This is a genomic window from Aromatoleum diolicum (assembly GCF_012910955.1).
Taxonomy (GTDB): domain Bacteria; phylum Pseudomonadota; class Gammaproteobacteria; order Burkholderiales; family Rhodocyclaceae; genus Aromatoleum; species Aromatoleum diolicum.
On sequence record NZ_WTVQ01000017.1, the window covers coordinates 26,919 to 42,111 of the forward strand.

Annotated in this window: 14 protein-coding genes; 11 read left to right on the forward strand and 3 right to left on the reverse strand. The window is 66.9% G+C overall.

Annotated features, from left to right (window positions below; all coding sequences use genetic code 11):
• Window positions 1-207: 207 nt before the first annotated feature.
• The 10 genes from GPA25_RS11540 (at window position 208) to GPA25_RS11585 (ending at window position 8,299) form a co-directional block, all read left to right on the forward strand.
• Complete coding sequence (locus GPA25_RS11540; protein ID WP_169260538.1) at window positions 208-1,029, forward strand: ABC transporter substrate-binding protein; 822 nt, start codon at window positions 208-210, stop codon at window positions 1,027-1,029.
• 122 nt (window positions 1,030-1,151) lie between these two features.
• On the forward strand, window positions 1,152-2,165 hold the full coding sequence (gene ubiU, locus GPA25_RS11545; protein ID WP_169260539.1) for a ubiquinone anaerobic biosynthesis protein UbiU: 1,014 nt from the start codon (window positions 1,152-1,154) through the stop codon (window positions 2,163-2,165).
• Window positions 2,166-2,170: 5 nt separating this feature from the next.
• Window positions 2,171-3,067, forward strand: a complete 897-nt coding sequence (locus tag GPA25_RS11550) for a U32 family peptidase (protein WP_169260540.1) — start codon at window positions 2,171-2,173, stop codon at window positions 3,065-3,067.
• A 25-nt stretch (window positions 3,068-3,092) separates the two neighbouring features.
• Window positions 3,093-3,599, forward strand: coding sequence for a ubiquinone anaerobic biosynthesis accessory factor UbiT (gene ubiT, locus GPA25_RS11555; RefSeq protein ID WP_169260541.1), 507 nt, complete (start codon window positions 3,093-3,095; stop codon window positions 3,597-3,599).
• Between the two features lie 93 nt (window positions 3,600-3,692).
• Window positions 3,693-4,772: a VanZ family protein gene (locus GPA25_RS11560; protein ID WP_169260542.1), complete on the forward strand. Its 1,080-nt coding sequence runs from the start codon at window positions 3,693-3,695 to the stop codon at window positions 4,770-4,772.
• Window positions 4,773-4,856: 84 nt separating this feature from the next.
• Window positions 4,857-5,177: a (2Fe-2S) ferredoxin domain-containing protein gene (locus tag GPA25_RS11565; RefSeq protein WP_169260543.1), complete on the forward strand. Its 321-nt coding sequence runs from the start codon at window positions 4,857-4,859 to the stop codon at window positions 5,175-5,177.
• Complete coding sequence (locus tag GPA25_RS11570) at window positions 5,174-5,821, forward strand: alpha/beta hydrolase (RefSeq protein WP_169260544.1); 648 nt, start codon at window positions 5,174-5,176, stop codon at window positions 5,819-5,821. The genes GPA25_RS11565 and GPA25_RS11570 overlap by 4 nt, the downstream gene beginning before the upstream one ends.
• Window positions 5,822-5,848: 27 nt before the next feature.
• A complete protein-coding gene (locus GPA25_RS11575) occupies window positions 5,849-6,460 on the forward strand; it encodes a glutathione S-transferase (protein WP_169260545.1) in 612 nt (203 codons plus the stop codon).
• A 55-nt stretch (window positions 6,461-6,515) separates the two neighbouring features.
• Entirely contained in the window at window positions 6,516-7,499 is a 984-nt protein-coding gene (locus tag GPA25_RS11580; protein WP_211163079.1) for an ATP-binding cassette domain-containing protein, read from the forward strand.
• Between the two features lie 2 nt (window positions 7,500-7,501).
• Entirely contained in the window at window positions 7,502-8,299 is a 798-nt protein-coding gene (locus GPA25_RS11585) for an ABC transporter permease (protein WP_169260546.1), read from the forward strand.
• A gap of 399 nt (window positions 8,300-8,698) precedes the next feature.
• Here the strand turns inward: GPA25_RS11585 and GPA25_RS11590 are convergent, their stop codons facing one another.
• The 3 genes from GPA25_RS11590 to GPA25_RS11600 all read right to left on the reverse strand — a co-directional run bounded on the left by GPA25_RS11590 (window position 8,699) and on the right by GPA25_RS11600 (window position 13,149).
• Window positions 8,699-10,342, reverse strand: coding sequence for an ATP-binding response regulator (locus GPA25_RS11590; RefSeq protein ID WP_169260547.1), 1,644 nt, complete (start codon window positions 10,340-10,342; stop codon window positions 8,699-8,701).
• Between the two features lie 64 nt (window positions 10,343-10,406).
• Window positions 10,407-11,843, reverse strand: coding sequence for a sigma-54-dependent transcriptional regulator (locus tag GPA25_RS11595; protein WP_169260548.1), 1,437 nt, complete (start codon window positions 11,841-11,843; stop codon window positions 10,407-10,409).
• Between the two features lie 127 nt (window positions 11,844-11,970).
• A complete protein-coding gene (locus GPA25_RS11600; RefSeq protein WP_169260549.1) occupies window positions 11,971-13,149 on the reverse strand; it encodes a PAS domain-containing protein in 1,179 nt (392 codons plus the stop codon).
• A 434-nt stretch (window positions 13,150-13,583) separates the two neighbouring features.
• Between GPA25_RS11600 and GPA25_RS11605 the strand changes: the two genes are divergently transcribed.
• The gene (locus tag GPA25_RS11605) at window positions 13,584-15,062 is read left to right on the forward strand and encodes an RNA polymerase factor sigma-54 (protein WP_169260550.1); all 1,479 of its coding nucleotides are present in this window, start codon (window positions 13,584-13,586) and stop codon (window positions 15,060-15,062) included.
• Window positions 15,063-15,193: the final 131 nt, after the last annotated feature.

The window sequence follows — 15,193 nt, forward strand, 5'->3', positions numbered from 1 at the left end:
ACGAACTGCTTCATGCAAACACGATCGCGATGACAAATGGAATCGTCGCGACATCGCGATCGAACTTATGCAAACAATTTCCGAAGCAGCGGCATTTCATCCCGCATCGAACTGGCGGCTCATGCACGGCTTTGATACAAACAGCCACGGCATGCGCACGGATTCGCCCACGGCAGGTCCGTTTCCCCCATCACACGGAGATCCTTCATGGCACGTCTGCTTCGCCCCCTGCTGCTCACCTTCGCCTGCCTGCTCGGCCTCGCCGGCGCCCAGGCCGAGGACAAGTTCATCATCGTCTCGTCGACCACCTCGACGGAGCAGTCCGGGCTGTTCGGCCACATCCTGCCGGCCTTCGAGCAGCAGTCCGGCATCAAGGTGCGCGTCGTCGCGCTGGGGACTGGCCAGGCGCTCGACACCGCGCGCCGCGGCGATGCCGACGTGGTGTTCGTGCATGACCGGGCGGCCGAGGAGAAATTTGTCGCCGAGGGCTTCGGCGTCGAACGCAAGGAAGTGATGTACAACGACTTCATCCTCATCGGCCCGAAAACCGACCCGGCGAAAGTCGCCGGTGGCCGCGACATCGTCGAGGCGCTGAAGAAAGTCGAGACAGCGAAAGCGCCGTTCGTGTCGCGCGGCGACAAGAGCGGCACCCACGCCGCCGAACTGCGTCTGTGGAAGGCCACCGGCATCGATCTCGAGCAGGCGAAAGGGCCGTGGTACCGCGACTCGGGCTCGGGCATGGGCCCGGCGCTGAACATGGCGGCCTCGCTCGGCGCCTACATCCTCGCCGACCGCGGCACCTGGCTGTCGTTCAAGAATCGCCAGGATCTGACAATCGCCGTCGAAGGCGACAAGCGCTTGTTCAACCAGTACGGCGTGATCCTCGTGAACCCGGCCAGGCACCCGCACGTCAAGCGCGAGCTGGGCCAGCAGTTCATCGACTGGATCGTCTCGCCGGCGGGCCAGAAGGCGATCGCCGATTACAAGATCGACGGCGAGCAGCTGTTCTTCCCGAACGCGGCCCGGTAATCCCGGCGGGCGTCCGGCCGGGCACTTTTGTGCGCCCGACCGGACCCGCCCTTGACCCCGGTCAACGCGGTCGCGCCCGAGTCGCACTATGGTTGCGGAGCTTTTTTCCCCAGCCCCCCGCCATGACCTCCAATACAAAGATCGAACTCGTCTGCCCGGCAGGAAGCCTGCCGGCGCTGAAGACGGCCGTCGACCATGGTGCCGATTGTGTCTATCTCGGCTTCAAGGACGCGACCAACGCGCGCAACTTCACCGGCCTGAACTTCGACGCCAAGGCGATGAACGAAGGCGTGCGCTACGCCCACGACCGCAAGCGCAAGGTATTGCTGGCGCTCAACACCTACCCGCAGGCCAGTAACTGGTCCGGCTGGACCGCGGCCGTCGACCGTGCCGCCGACCTGGGCATCGACGCGATCATCGTCGCCGACCCCGGCCTCATGGCCTACGCGCAGAAGACCCACCCGCAACTGCGTCTGCACCTGTCGGTGCAGGGCTCGGCGACCAGCTACGAGGCGATCAATTTCTACGCCGAACGCTTCGACATCCAGCGCGCGGTGCTGCCGCGCGTGCTGTCGCTGCCGCAGGTCGAGCACGTCATCGCCAACACCCAGGTCGAGATCGAAGTCTTCGGTTTCGGCGGCCTGTGCGTGATGGTCGAGGGGCGCTGTGCGCTGTCAGCCTACGCCACCGGCGAATCGCCGAACTGCAACGGCGCCTGCTCGCCGGGCAAGCACGTGCGCTGGGAACAGACGCCGCAGGGCATGGAAACACGCCTCAACGGCATCCTCATCGACCGCTTCGACGACGGCGAGCGCGCCGGCTACCCGACGCTGTGCAAGGGCCGCTTCGACGTCAATGGCGAGACCTATTACGCCATCGAGGAACCGACCAGCCTCAACACCCTGGAGCTGCTGCCCGAACTCGCCCGCGCCGGCGTGCGCGCGATCAAGATCGAAGGCCGCCAGCGCAGCCCCGCCTACACCGGCCAGGTCACGCGCGTGTGGCGCGAGGCGCTCGACCGCGTGATGCGCGACGCCGACAGTTTCACCGTGCAGCCGGCGTGGATCGCCGAACTCGACAAGATCTCCGAAGGCCGCAGCCATACGCTGGGCGCGTACTACCGGCCGTGGAAATGAACAGCATGAAAATCGCTCTGGGTCCCCTGCTCTACTACTGGTCGCGCCAGGCTACGCTCGACTTCTACGCGCAGATCGCTGCGAGCCCCGCCGACATCGTCTATCTCGGCGAAACCGTGTGCTCGCGGCGCCACGAACTGCGTCACGACGACTGGCTCGACGTCGCCGCGATGCTCAAGGCCGCCGGCAAGGAAGCCATCCTGTCGTCGCAGTCGCTGATCGAATCGGAATCCGACCTCAAGGCGCTGCGCCGCATCGTCGCCCAGTCCGATTTCCGCGTCGAAGCCAACGACATGTCGGCGGTGCGCCTGCTGACGGTGGCCGGACGGCGCGACTGGGTCGCCGGTCCGACACTCAACATCTTCAACCCGCCGACCCTGTCGCTGATGGCCGAATCCGGCGCGACGCGCTGGATGGCGCCGCCGGAAATGTCCGGCGCGGTGCTCGCCGAACTGCTCGCCTCCGGCGCGCCCGCGATCGAGACCGAAATCATGGCCTGGGGTCGCCTGCCGCTGGCCCATTCGGCGCGCTGCTTCACCGCGCGCCACTTCAACCTGCAGAAGGACACCTGCGAGTTCCGCTGTCTCGACATGCAGGACGGCCTGGCACTGCGCACCCGCGAAGGGGAAGCCTTCCTGACGCTCAACGGCGTGCAGACGCAGTCCGCGCGGGTGCATAACCTGCTCGCCGACCTGCCCTCGACCCGCCAGGCGGCGCAGGTCCTGCGCGTCAGTCCGCAGGGCGAGAACACCGTGCGCGTGCTCGAACTGTTCCGCGACGCGCTCGGCGGCAGCATATCGCCGCAGGACGCCTTCCGCCGCAGTGCCGACTGGATGGTCGAAGCCCCGTGCAACGGTTTCTGGCACGGCCGCCCCGGCGTCGAGCAATACGTGACAACCTGAACCAAATTTCCGGAGTCCGACCCCCATGAGCTCATTCCGCATCCCGGCCTTCACGCTGCCCGCAGCGCTCGCACGCATCGCCGCGCGCCTGCCGCAGCGCCCGCCGACCCTCGCGCTGACCACCGCGTTGAACCTCGCGCTGGGCCGCATCCTGTCGCGTGAAGATCTCGAACCGCTGACGGGACGCCACCTGCGCATGCGTGTGCGCGACGCCGGCCTGACGCTGGATTTCACCCTCGGCCCGCGCGGCTTCGTCGCCCTGTCCGGCGGCGGCGAGCCCGACCTGACGCTGACCGCCAACGTGCGCGACTACATGGCACTCGCGTTGCGCGAGGAAGACGCCGACACGTTGTTCTTCGGCCGGCGCCTGCTGATGGAAGGCGCGACCGACCTCGGCCTGCTGGTCAAGAACACGCTCGACGCCGTCGACTGGGACGCCTTGCAAACGGAATACGCCCCGGCCAACGTCCTGCGCCGCCTCAACCCGCTGACGCGCAGCCGTCCGCAGCAGCACACGCTCGGCATCCGCTAAGCCATTCCCGCGCGCCCGACGACACGTCCGGGCGCCACGTGAGGCATCCGGGCTAGAATCGAGGCTTCTCGATTCTTGTGCCCGGACCCGCCGATGCCCGCCGCGCGTGCCGTTTCCCCATTGCCGCGCTACCTCGCCGTCGCCTACGGACTGTTGATCGTCTACGCCTGTCTGCACCCGCTGACCGGCTGGAAGCCCACCGGGCTGCCGCTGCTCGACTTCCTCTCCGCACCGTGGCCGAAGTACTACCGCAGCGCCGACCTCATCCTCAACGTGCTCGGCTTCCTGCCCTTCGGCTTCGTGCTCGCGCCCGCACTGCCGCAGCGCCTCGGGCTCAGCGGGGCGGTGATCGCCACCACCCTGATCGCCGGCCTGCTGAGTTTCGGCATGGAAATCACGCAGAACTTCCTGCCGACGCGCGTATCGTCCAACGTCGATCTCGGCTGCAACGTGCTCGGCGCATTGCTTGGTGCGCTACTCGGCGCGCGCTGGGGCCACCCGTTGTTCGACGAGCGCGGCTGGCTGCACCGCTGGCGCTCGGCGCGCATCATTGCCGGCCACCTCGGCGATCTCGGGCTGATCCTGCTGGGATTGTGGCTACTCGCCCAGTTGACGCCCGACCGTGTGCTGTTCGGCAGCGGCGACCTGCGCCAGTTGCTCGGCCTGCCGACCCCGCTGCAATTCGAGCCGGAGCGTTTCATCCTGCTCGAAACGACGTTGGTGGCGATCACGGTGGTCGGGGTCGGGCTGTTTACGCGCTGCATGATGCACGCCGCCAGTCCCTTGGCGATTGCGCTGCTATTGCTGCTGGGGCTGGGCGCGAAGACGCTCGCCACCGCCTCCTTTTTCCTGCCCGGAGCGCCGCTGCTCTGGCTCACCCCGGGCACGCAGCAGGGCCTGCTGATCGGCCTCCCGCTGCTCGCCGGTGCGCTATTGCTGCCGCGCGTGTTCCAGCACGCGCTGGCGGGGGTCGCGTTGCTGGCGGCGACGACTTTGACCAACCTGCTGCCGGAGAATCCGTATTTCCAGGTCGGTCAGCAGATGCTGCAACAAGGCAACTTCCTCAATTTTCACGGTCTGACCCAGCTCAGCGCCAACCTGTGGCCGTTTCTCGCGCTCGCTTACCTGTCGGCCGTCGGTCTCCTGCGTGGCGAGCATCTGGCGAAGCGCTGAGGGCGCCCGGCGGCGGCGCCACGGCTATAATCGGGCGCATGCGGGCGGCCACGGGCCGGTCCGGTCACCTCTGCGGAGTCCCTGATGAGTTACTTCAAGCACCACGTGTTTTTCTGCTGCAACCAGCGCGAACCCGGTGATACCTGCTGCAACGACCACAAGGCCACGGTGATGCAGGCCTATGCGAAGGATCGCATCGGCGCGCTCGGGCTGAAGGGCCGCGGCAAGGTGCGCATCAACAAGGCGGGCTGCCTCGACCGCTGCGACGAAGGGCCGGTGCTGGTGGTGTACCCCGACAACGTCTGGTACACCTACATCGACCAGGAAGACATCGACGAGATCATCGACGAGCATCTCGTCCATGGCCGCATCGTCTCCCGCCTGCGCCTGCCCGATAATCCATGACCCGTCCGCTGCCCACCCAGAGCGTCCTGCTGCGCGGCCCGGACGGCGCCATCGATGCCCTCATCGACGCCCCGGAGACGGCACGCGGCATCGCGCTCGTGTGCCATCCGCACCCGTTGTTCGGCGGCGCCAACACCAACAAGATCGCCCACACGCTGGCGCGCAGCCTGCGCGACCTCGGCTACGCGGTGATCCGGCCCAATTTCCGCGGCGTCGGCAAGAGCGACGGCGTGCATGACCACGGCACCGCCGAGACCGAGGACATGCTGTCGGTGCTCGCGTGGGCACAATCGCGCTGGGGCAGTCTGCCGCTGGCACTGGGCGGCTTCTCGTTCGGCGCCTTCGTGCAGACGCGCGTGGCCGAGCGCCTGGCCGGCGGCGTGACGCCGGTGCAGCGCATGGTGCTGGTCGGCACTGCCACCGGTGAAGTCAGTGGCGCGCGCAGTTATACGACCAGCCCGGTGCCCAAGGACACGCTGGTGATCCACGGCGAGCAGGACGAAACCGTTGCCCTCGCCAACGTGCTCGACTGGGCGCGACTGCAGGAACTGCCGGTGGTCGTCGTCCCCGGCGCCGACCATTTCTTCCACGGCAAGCTGCACCTGATCCGCGACATCATCGCCCGTAACTGGGCGCCGCTCTGAGCGGCCGCCCCCTCGCAGGAGATCGCCATGAAGCTTTTCGCCTCGCTCACCAGCCCGTACGCGCGCAAGATCCGCATCATCCTCGCGGAAAAGCGCTTGCCGTTCGAACTGGTGGTGGATTCGCCGTGGGAAGGCAACACGCGCATTCCGAGCATCAACCCGCTGGGCAAGGTACCCGCACTGGTTACCGAGAACGACGAGGTGTTCTTCGATTCGCCGGTGATCGCCGGCTACCTCGAAACGCTCGATGCCACGCCGCGCCTGGTGCCGAACGATCCGCTCGACGCGGTGCGCGTGCGCCAGCTCGAGGCACTGGCTGACGGCGTGACCGACGCCGCGGTGACGGCGCTGCTCGAGTCGCGCCGGCCCGACGGCCAGCGCAGCGAGCTGGAAATGGATAGGCAGATGGAAAAAATCGATCGCGGCCTCGACGAGCTGGAACGGCGCGCCAGCGGGCGTACCTGGCTGCACGGCGACAGCCTGAGCCTGGGCGACATCGCCGTCGCCGTCGCGCTCGGCTACCTCGATCTGCGCTTTGCCCACCACGAGTGGCGCGACACACACCCGGCACTGGCGGCGCTTGCCGATCGCATGTTCGCGCGCCCGAGCTTCACCAGCACCAGGCCGCCGGTAGGCTGATGCCGTGACCGGCGCCCGTGTCGGCTCCGTGCATCCACCCGCCGCCGTCGGGCGCCTGAGCGTCGCCCCTGCGGCGCGTTCGGCGCTCGCGCTGCCGCTGGAAATCCGCGGTCTGCGCAAACGTTACGGCGACACCGAAGTGGTCGCCGGCATCGACCTGACCCTGCGAGCGGGCGAGTGCTTCACCCTGCTCGGCCCCAACGGTGCCGGCAAGACCACGACGCTGCGCTGCGCACTGGGGCTGACCGCACCATCGGCCGGCGAGATCCGCCTGGCCGGACTGCCGGTGCCCGAACGCGCGCGCGAGGCGCGGGCGCGCGTGGGCGTCGTGCCGCAGCAGGACAACCTCGACCCGGATTTCACCTGCGCCGAGAACCTGCTGGTATATGGCCGCTACTTCGGCCTCGACGACGCCACCATCAACGCGCGCATTCCCGAGCTGCTGGCCTTCGCCGGCCTCGAGAGCAAGCGCGACGCACGCATCCAGTCGCTGTCGGGCGGCATGAAGCGGCGCCTGACGCTGGCGCGCGCACTGGTCAATCGCCCCGAACTGCTGATCCTCGACGAGCCGACCACCGGCCTCGACCCGCAGGCCCGGCACCTGATCTGGGAACGCCTGAAGCAGCTGATCCGCGCCGGCACAACGGTGCTGCTGACGACCCACTTCATGGACGAAGCGGAACGGCTCGCCGACCGGCTGGCGATCCTTGACGCCGGGCGCATGCTCACCGAAGGCAGCCCGCGCGAAGTCATCGCCGCGCAGATCGAACCGCAGGTGGTCGAGGTGTATGGCGACTGGAACGGCAGCGGCGAACGCGCAGAGGGCACGATCAGCGGCGCGCAGGCGTGGGCCGAAACGCATGCGGGGGCGTTTTCGCGGCGCTTCGAAGTCAGCGGCGAGACCGCCTTCTGCTACCTCGAGGACGCCGCGCCGCTGCTCGCCCACCTTGCCCAGCAGCCCGGGCTGCGTTACCTGCGGCGGCCGGCAAACCTCGAGGACGTGTTCCTCAAGCTCACCGGGCGTGAGCTGAGAGACTGAGCATGCAGACCACCCTCGTCCGCTCGCGCTTTCGCCCGCCGCAGGTTTCGCGCCGCTTCATCCCGGTGTGGCGGCGCAATTTCCTCGTGTGGCGCAAGCTCGCGCTGCCCTCGGTGCTGGGCAACCTCGCCGACCCGATGATCTACCTGTTCGGTCTGGGCTTCGGCATCGGCATGCTGGTGCCGGAGATCGGCGGCGTGTCCTACATCAGCTTCCTCGCTGCCGGCATGGTGTGCTCGTCGACGATGAACAGCGCCTCCTTCGAGGTGCTGTACTCGGCATTCTCGCGCATGCACGTGCAGAAGACCTGGGACGCGATCATGAACGCCCCCGTCGATCTCGACGACATCGTGTTCGCCGAACTGGTGTGGGCGGCGTCGAAGGCGCTGCTGTCGGGCGTGGCGATCCTGCTCGTCATCGCCGCCTTCAGCCTCGTCGACACCCGCTACGTGCTGTGGCTGCTGCCGCTGATTTTCATCATCGGCGTGAGCTTCGGCGCGCTCGGTCTGGTGATGACCGCACTCGCCCCGAGTTACGACTTCTTCATGTACTACTTCACGCTGTTCATCACGCCGATGACGCTGGTGTCGGGTGTGTTCTTTCCCGCCGAACAACTGCCCGCCGCGGTGCAGTTCGTCGCATCGCTGCTGCCGCTGACGCACGCCGTCGAACTCGCGCGCCCGCTGCTGCTGGGCAAGGCGCCGGACGACATCGTGCTGCACCTGGGAGTGCTCGTCGCCTATGGCGCAGCCGGCTTCTGGATCGCGCTGGGCTTGACGCGGCGGCGACTGCTCGGCTGACAGCACCGCGCCGGCAGTCGCGCGCGCCATTTCCGCTCATGAAACTTGTTTGGTCCGGATGCCAGTCTTCACGGACGGGCTCCTGGCCGCGTTGCGCGCGATCCGTCCTGCTTCCGGATCCAGCCGACCCGCTGGTCCCCCTGGTCCCACGACGAACACTGCGGCGTCATGCAACGCTCGATACCGCCAAATTGCAGACTGGTACAGTTCATCCATCGTGCGCGGGTTACCTGCAATCGGCGTGCCTTGCAGACGCATGGCGATGCCCCCCAACCTTCAGGGCAGTGAAAAATCAGCTACGGTGTCAGACCGCGGGGCGCAACGTGGAGTCGCGCAAGGGGCGTCTTCGACCACCGTCGGCGTAGTCGATGCAGTGCTCGAACCAGTCTGGCGCCCCACTCATTCTGTGGTGGAAGTGCGCTCCGGCGGCTCGCTGTCGCGCGGCCCGGCGAGCACAGCGATGGCATCGATCAGCCGGCTCGGTTCGACCGGCTTGGCGAGACACTCCTGAAATCCGGCTGCAGTGAACTCGCTACGATCCAGGTGGGTGATCGCGGTGACTGCGATCGCCGGAATGAAGGGCAGCGCGTCGATGGCACGGACCTTCGCCAACACGCTGAAACCATCTTCTCCTGGCATCGCGATGTCGAGCAGCATGACCGTCGGCACGAGGAAGGTATGGGTGTCGCGAAGCATTGCCAGCAGGTCGCTCCCCGCGGCGAAGGTGTGCACCCGCCCCCCCGCGCCGGTGACGACAAGTTCCGTCACATCACGCACATCGGGGTCATCATCGACCACCAGCACCAGAACGCCACGCAGCGTTGCGCCGGACTCCGGTGACCCGCTAGTCGCGATCGCCGGCACGACGCAAGACGTCGCGCCACCGGTCGCGGGCAGTTCGACAGTGAAGGTGGTCCCGGCATCCGCGCCCGGACTCGCGACCCGCACTGTCCCGCCATGCAGTTCCACCAGATGGCGCACCAGCGCGAGACCGATCCCCAGGCCCCGGTAGCGGCGCGTCGTGGACGAATCGGCCTGGCTGAAGCGGTCGAAGACCAGGGGCAGGAAATCCGCATCGATGCCGACACCGGTATCCGATACCGACAGTTCGATCAGCTCGCCGAAGCGACGCAGATCGATTTCGACGACACCGCCCTCGGGCGTGAACTTGATCCCGTTCGACAGCAGGTTGATGACCACCTGCTGCAGACGGCCCGGATCGCCGTCGGCGGTGACGACCGGATGATCGGAGGAAAACCGCAGGTCGATGTTCTTTGCGAGGGCGCTGGCACGCGAGACGTCGATGGCGGAATGGACGAGCTCCACCAGATTCACCGGTTGTCGCTCCAGAACCAGCTTGCCGCAGATGATCCGCGAAATGTCGAGCAGGTCGTCGATGAGGCGCGTCTGGTGCTCGACGTTGCGACGGATCGCCTGCGCCGACCGCGTCACCAGGATCGGGTCCGGATGCGGCGTGCCGGAAAGGAGATGGCTCCAGCCCTTCAAGGCATTGAGAGGCGAGCGCAGTTCGTGGGAGACAATCGCGAGGAACTCGTCCTTCGCACGGTTCGCCTGCTCGGCCTGCCCGCGCCGGCGGTGCTCGGTGACGAGCAACTGTTCGAGTTCCCCCTGCGCACGCTTGTGCGCGGTGATGTCGGTGGCAACCCCCACGACGCCGAGGATCTTGCCTTGCTCGTCGCGCAGCGGCGACTTCGTGACCAGGAAGGTTTGCACGCCGGAAGCGGTCCGGTGGGACTGTTCGAGGGTGATCGGTTCGCCCCTCTCGAGCACGCGCTGGTCGCTCTCGCGGATCCGGCCGGCGTCGTCGGCCTCGCCGAACAGCACGATGTCGTTGCGCCCGAGGACCTGTTCAAGGCTCAGTTCCAGCGCGTGCAACACGGCCGGATTGGCCATCAGGATGCGGCCATCGCGATCCTTGGCGAAAATCAGTTCCGGGGTGCCGGCCGCAAAGATCTGTAGCAGCAAGGCACTTTCGCGCCAGCCCTCTTGCGCCCGATTCAGAGCCGCCGATTGCTGGTCCATTCGCTCATCCATTCGCGCCGGCGCGACATCGCTGCCACACCCGTCTCCCTTCGCCCCCCGGCGCTCACGGCGGAGGGGCTGCAGGGCCTTCTTCGGTCCACCCGATCGGATCCGCTGCGTCGTCGCCGAATGCCTCCTCCGCTTCCGCTTCGTCGGCGGCATCGGCATTACCGCCGTGGTAGACGGCAAGGCGGTTGTATAGCGTCTTCAGGCTGATGCCCAGGATTTCAGCGGCTTTGCGCTTGACGTTGCCACAGTCGAGCAGCGTGGCTTCGATCAGTCGCCGGTTGACGTCTTCAAGGGTGCTGCCGATGCGCACCGTCAGCAGCGAAGTCGGCATCGGCTGGACGAAGGTTTCGGGTGCCAGCGCGACGTCGATGACGTCGTCGGCGAGAATGAAGACGCGCTGCACGTAGTTCTTCAGCTCACGCACGTTGCCCGGCCAGGAATGGGCGTAGAGGGCGGCGATGGCGGCCGGCGAGAAATGCTTGTCGGTGTGTTCCTCGGCATTGAGCCGGGCGAGGAAGTGCTGCGCCAGCAGTTCGAGATCGGTGCCGCGCTCGCGCAGCGGCGGCAACTGGATCGGGAACACGTTGAGCCGGTGATAGAGATCCTCGCGCAGGCGTCCGTCGGCCACTGCCTGCTCGATCGGGCGGTTGGTGGCGGCGATGAGACGCACATCGGCGGCGATGGGTTCGTTGGTGCCGACGCGCATGAAGGTGCCGGTCTCCAGCACGCGCAGCAGCTTCACCTGCAGTTCGGGCGGGGTCTCGGTGACTTCGTCGAGGAACAGGGTGCCGCCGTGCGCACGCTCGAAAAATCCGCGGTGCTGCCGGTCGGCCCCGGTGAAGCTGCCCTTCTCATGGCCGAACAGCTCGCTTTCGATGAGCTGCGGCGAGACCGCCCCGCAGTTGAGTGGCAGGAAGGGTTGGCGTTTGCGTCGCGAGAGATCGTGGATGGTCTGGGCCGCGACTTCCTTGCCGGTTCCGCTTTCGCCGATCAGCAGCACGGTCGCCGAGGTGGGCGCCACGCGCGTCAGTTGGTCATACAGACGGTGCATGACCGGTGAGGCGCCGAGAAACTGCCCGAAGTGGCCGAGCTGGCGCAACTCCTTGCGCAGTTCGCCGATTTCCTCGCGGAAGTGTTCCGGTTTCGGCACCCGCTGGAGAATGCCGCGCAGGCGCTCGACGTCAATCGGCTTGACCAGGTAATCGGTGGCACCCGCGCGCAGCGCCTCGATGGCGCTCTCCATGCTGGCGTGACCGGTGACGACCACAAACTCGGTCGATCCGCCCGATTCGAGCGACTCCACCAGTTCGATACCCTGGCCATCGGGCAACATCAGATCCGTCAACACCACATCCGGCTGGGAACGGCTCAACACGGTGCGGGCCGCGCGCAGGGAATCGGCGCTCGCCACGGTGAAGCCCTCGGCGCGAACGAATTCCCTCATCCATTCGATCGCCTCGGGATCGTCGTCAACCAGCAGTACCTGCGGCATGTCCCCTCCCGTCGTGCTCACCATCGTAGCTGCGATGGTGAGCATTCCTACCTATTCATTGTAACTTTTACATACAACCCCCTCCACGGGGCGAGGGTTCCCCCCGATCCTTCCGTCAGGGCGGGCACTAGCGTCGCGCCTGATCGGTGACGTCCTCCGTCACGCCGAGAACACGCATCACGCGGCCGCTGGAATCGCGGCTGACGACCCCGCGGTCGCGCATCCGCCGCGTTCCGCGCGGGGTACGCACGCGGTACTCATGGTCGAAGCGACCGCTGGCAACCTTGCCCGCCAGGACCTGCCCGACGCGCTCCCGGTCATCCGGATGCACCGCCCGCAACCATTTTTCCGGATCCGGCTGATCGCCGGACTGGTCTTCACGCAGACCGAACAGCCGGCGGTACGCCGGGCTGACGTAAAGCCACTTGTGGCGGACCGGATCGAGCACCCAGAAGATTTCGCTGATGGTCTCGGCCAGTTGGCGAAAGCGCTCCTCGCTTTCGCGCAACGCTGCTTCGGCGCGTTTGGACGGCGTGATGTCGATCATCACACCGAAGAGGCTCAAGGGATTTTCGAAGTCGTCGCAGTGGCACTCGGCCGAGGCCCGTACCCAGCGTTCCTCGCCACCCGGCAACAGGATGCGAAACTCCACTTCGAACCTGCCGCCCACCTCCACCGCCCGCTCGAACAGGAGCGTGACCCGCGGACGATCGAGCGCATGAACCGTGGCGAGGAACCCTTTGTAAGTCGGCTGCGACTCCGCCGGCCAGGCGAACAAGTGGCGTGATTCGTCGCTCCAGCTCAGCACACCGGTGCCAAACTCATACGTCCACCAGCCCAACCGGGCGCTGCGCACGATCAGGGCGAAGCGCTCGGCCTGCTCCCGCAGGGCCTGTTCGAGGTGCCGACGCTCGATGAGGCTCTCGGGTGCCTGCTCGAGCACGCCCGCGAGCACGGAAGGCGCGTCCGTCTCGCCCGCCGCGTCGGCCGTGATCACGGTTCCCAGAATTGCGGCCGGACGGTCCGCCGCGTCACGTGTGAACACGGCCACCTGCAGGCGCACCGCACGCCAGCCTCCATCGGCATGGCGCAGCTGCAAGGTCGCGCCGGCCGAGTCGCCGTTGCGCAGCGCGCTCACCCTTTGAATCAGCGCCTCCAACCGCGTGCGGTCATCTTGATGGACCAGCGACCGCAGCGCCGCAGCATCCATCGCAGCGAGATACTCCTTGGGATACCCGAGCATGGAGGTAAAGCCATTCGATCCGAGAGGGATGAGGTGTCCGCCCTCGGCATCAAAGATCCCCACTCCGCCGGGTACCGCGGCGGCGGCGCGCTCCAGTGCGTGAAGAACTGCATCGCTTGCGAACATGGTTGGAACGGCCTCTCGAGTCTTGAAAGTTCAAATCGTCCACTTGCTACCGGGTCCTCCGAGTAAGCCGGGCCACTGGCCCGACAGCGGATTGGCTCGTCGTACCTGATTTGCCAACCCGCATCCAAGCCTTCGTCCGCGGCGCAGGCGGCGTCCTCTATTTCTCAGCAATTGATGTTCCCGGCGCCCGGCGGTCGGGCGGTTCGGCGGGCCGGCAATTCTTACTCGCGGCTTGTAAGACTTTCCCGCGCGTCTCACCCCGTCTGTCACCACGTGGCCGCATTGCAGGGCTTGCATCACTGGGAATGGATCTTGCGCCGTCAAGGGAAGTGGATAGACCGGCCTGCAAACGGCACGCCCAGGAGGACGTCATGAGTCTCGGATTGGAGCTTCGGCTGCGCCACCACCTTGCGATCACGCCACAACTTCAGCAGGCCCTGCGCCTGCTGCAGCTGTCGTCGCCGGAATTCGCGCAGGAGGTCGAGCAGGCGCTCGCCACCAACCCCTTCCTTGAAGAGGACGACGACTCGCCCCGACACGGCACGCCACCGGCTCCCCCCGCCGAGGCACCGCCGCACGAGGACGCGGCTGCCGCTGCCCGCGCGGACGTCGAAGCGGACGCTACCGCCGACGGCGGATGGCAGGCCATCGGCACGGACGGCGCGCGTAGCGGCATGGCAAGTGACAAGGACGACGACTGGACCGAATGGTCTCCCGCGCCGGTGAGCCTGCACGAGAACCTTCGCCAGCAGTTGATGCTCTCGCCGATGAGCGACCGTGACCGCGCGCTGGCCTACCTGCTGATCGACGAGATCGGCGATACGGGTTATCTCGAAACGTCCCTCGAGGAGCTGGCGGCGCAGGTGGCGCCCGAAGACCAGGTCGAGCCGGAGGAACTGGCGGCGCTGCTCAAGCTCGTGCAGCAGCTCGACCCGCCGGGGATCGCCGCCCGCTCGCTGCAGGAATGCCTGTTGCTGCAACTTGCAGCGGTGCCGCAGGACCACCCCGGCCGGGCGGTCGCGCTGCAACTCGTCGGCGAGCATTTCGAACTGCTGGCGCGGCGTGAATTCACCCATCTGCAACAGCTCACGGGCTGCAACGAGGCGGCCCTGCACACTGCGCGCGCCCTGATCCGCTGCCTCGACCCCAAGCCGGGCCTGCTGCTGGGGCCGGACGACACACGCTATGTCGTCCCCGACGTTCTCGTCAGCCATGTGCGTGGCCGCTGGGTGGCGGCCCTGAACCCGGCAGCGCAGCCGCGCGTGCGCATCAACCGCACTTATGCCGAGATCGCCGCCTGCCGCCACGGCGGCGAATCGTCGTTCGGCCGCCAGTTGCAGGAGGCCCGCTGGCTGCTGCGTCACGTCGAACAGCGCTTCACCACCATCCAGCGCGTCGCCGATGCCATCGTGGCGCGCCAGAGCGCCTTCTTCGAATACGGCGAGGCAGCCATGCGGCCACTGGTCCTGAAGGACATCGCCGACGAACTGGGCCTGCATGAATCGACCGTTTGCCGCGTCACCAACGACAAGTACATGGCCACCCCGCGCGGCCTGTTCGAATTCAAGTATTTCTTTTCGCGCCAGCTCGTGATGGACGACGGCGGGGCCTGCTCCGGCACGGCCATCCGCGCCGTACTGAAGGCGCTGATCGCTGCCGAAGACCCGAAGGATCCGCTGTCCGACGCGCAGCTCACGCGCCTGCTGGCCGAACAGGGCCTGCGCCTGGCGCGGCGCACCGTCACCAAGTACCGTGGCCTGATGCATGTGCCGAGCGTCGAACTGCGGCGCGTTGCGGCGCGGCGCCTACAAGTGCGGGTTGCCAGCGCCGAACAACCCGATTTCGCCTGATCGCGCCGCGATGTTCGCCAGACATCGCCGCCGCGGGGAACACGCCTTGCAACCCGGTGCACGGCGCGCAAGCGTCGGCGCGGTCGAAATGCACCGACCGAATCGCACTGACTTGCACCGCGCAACGACAA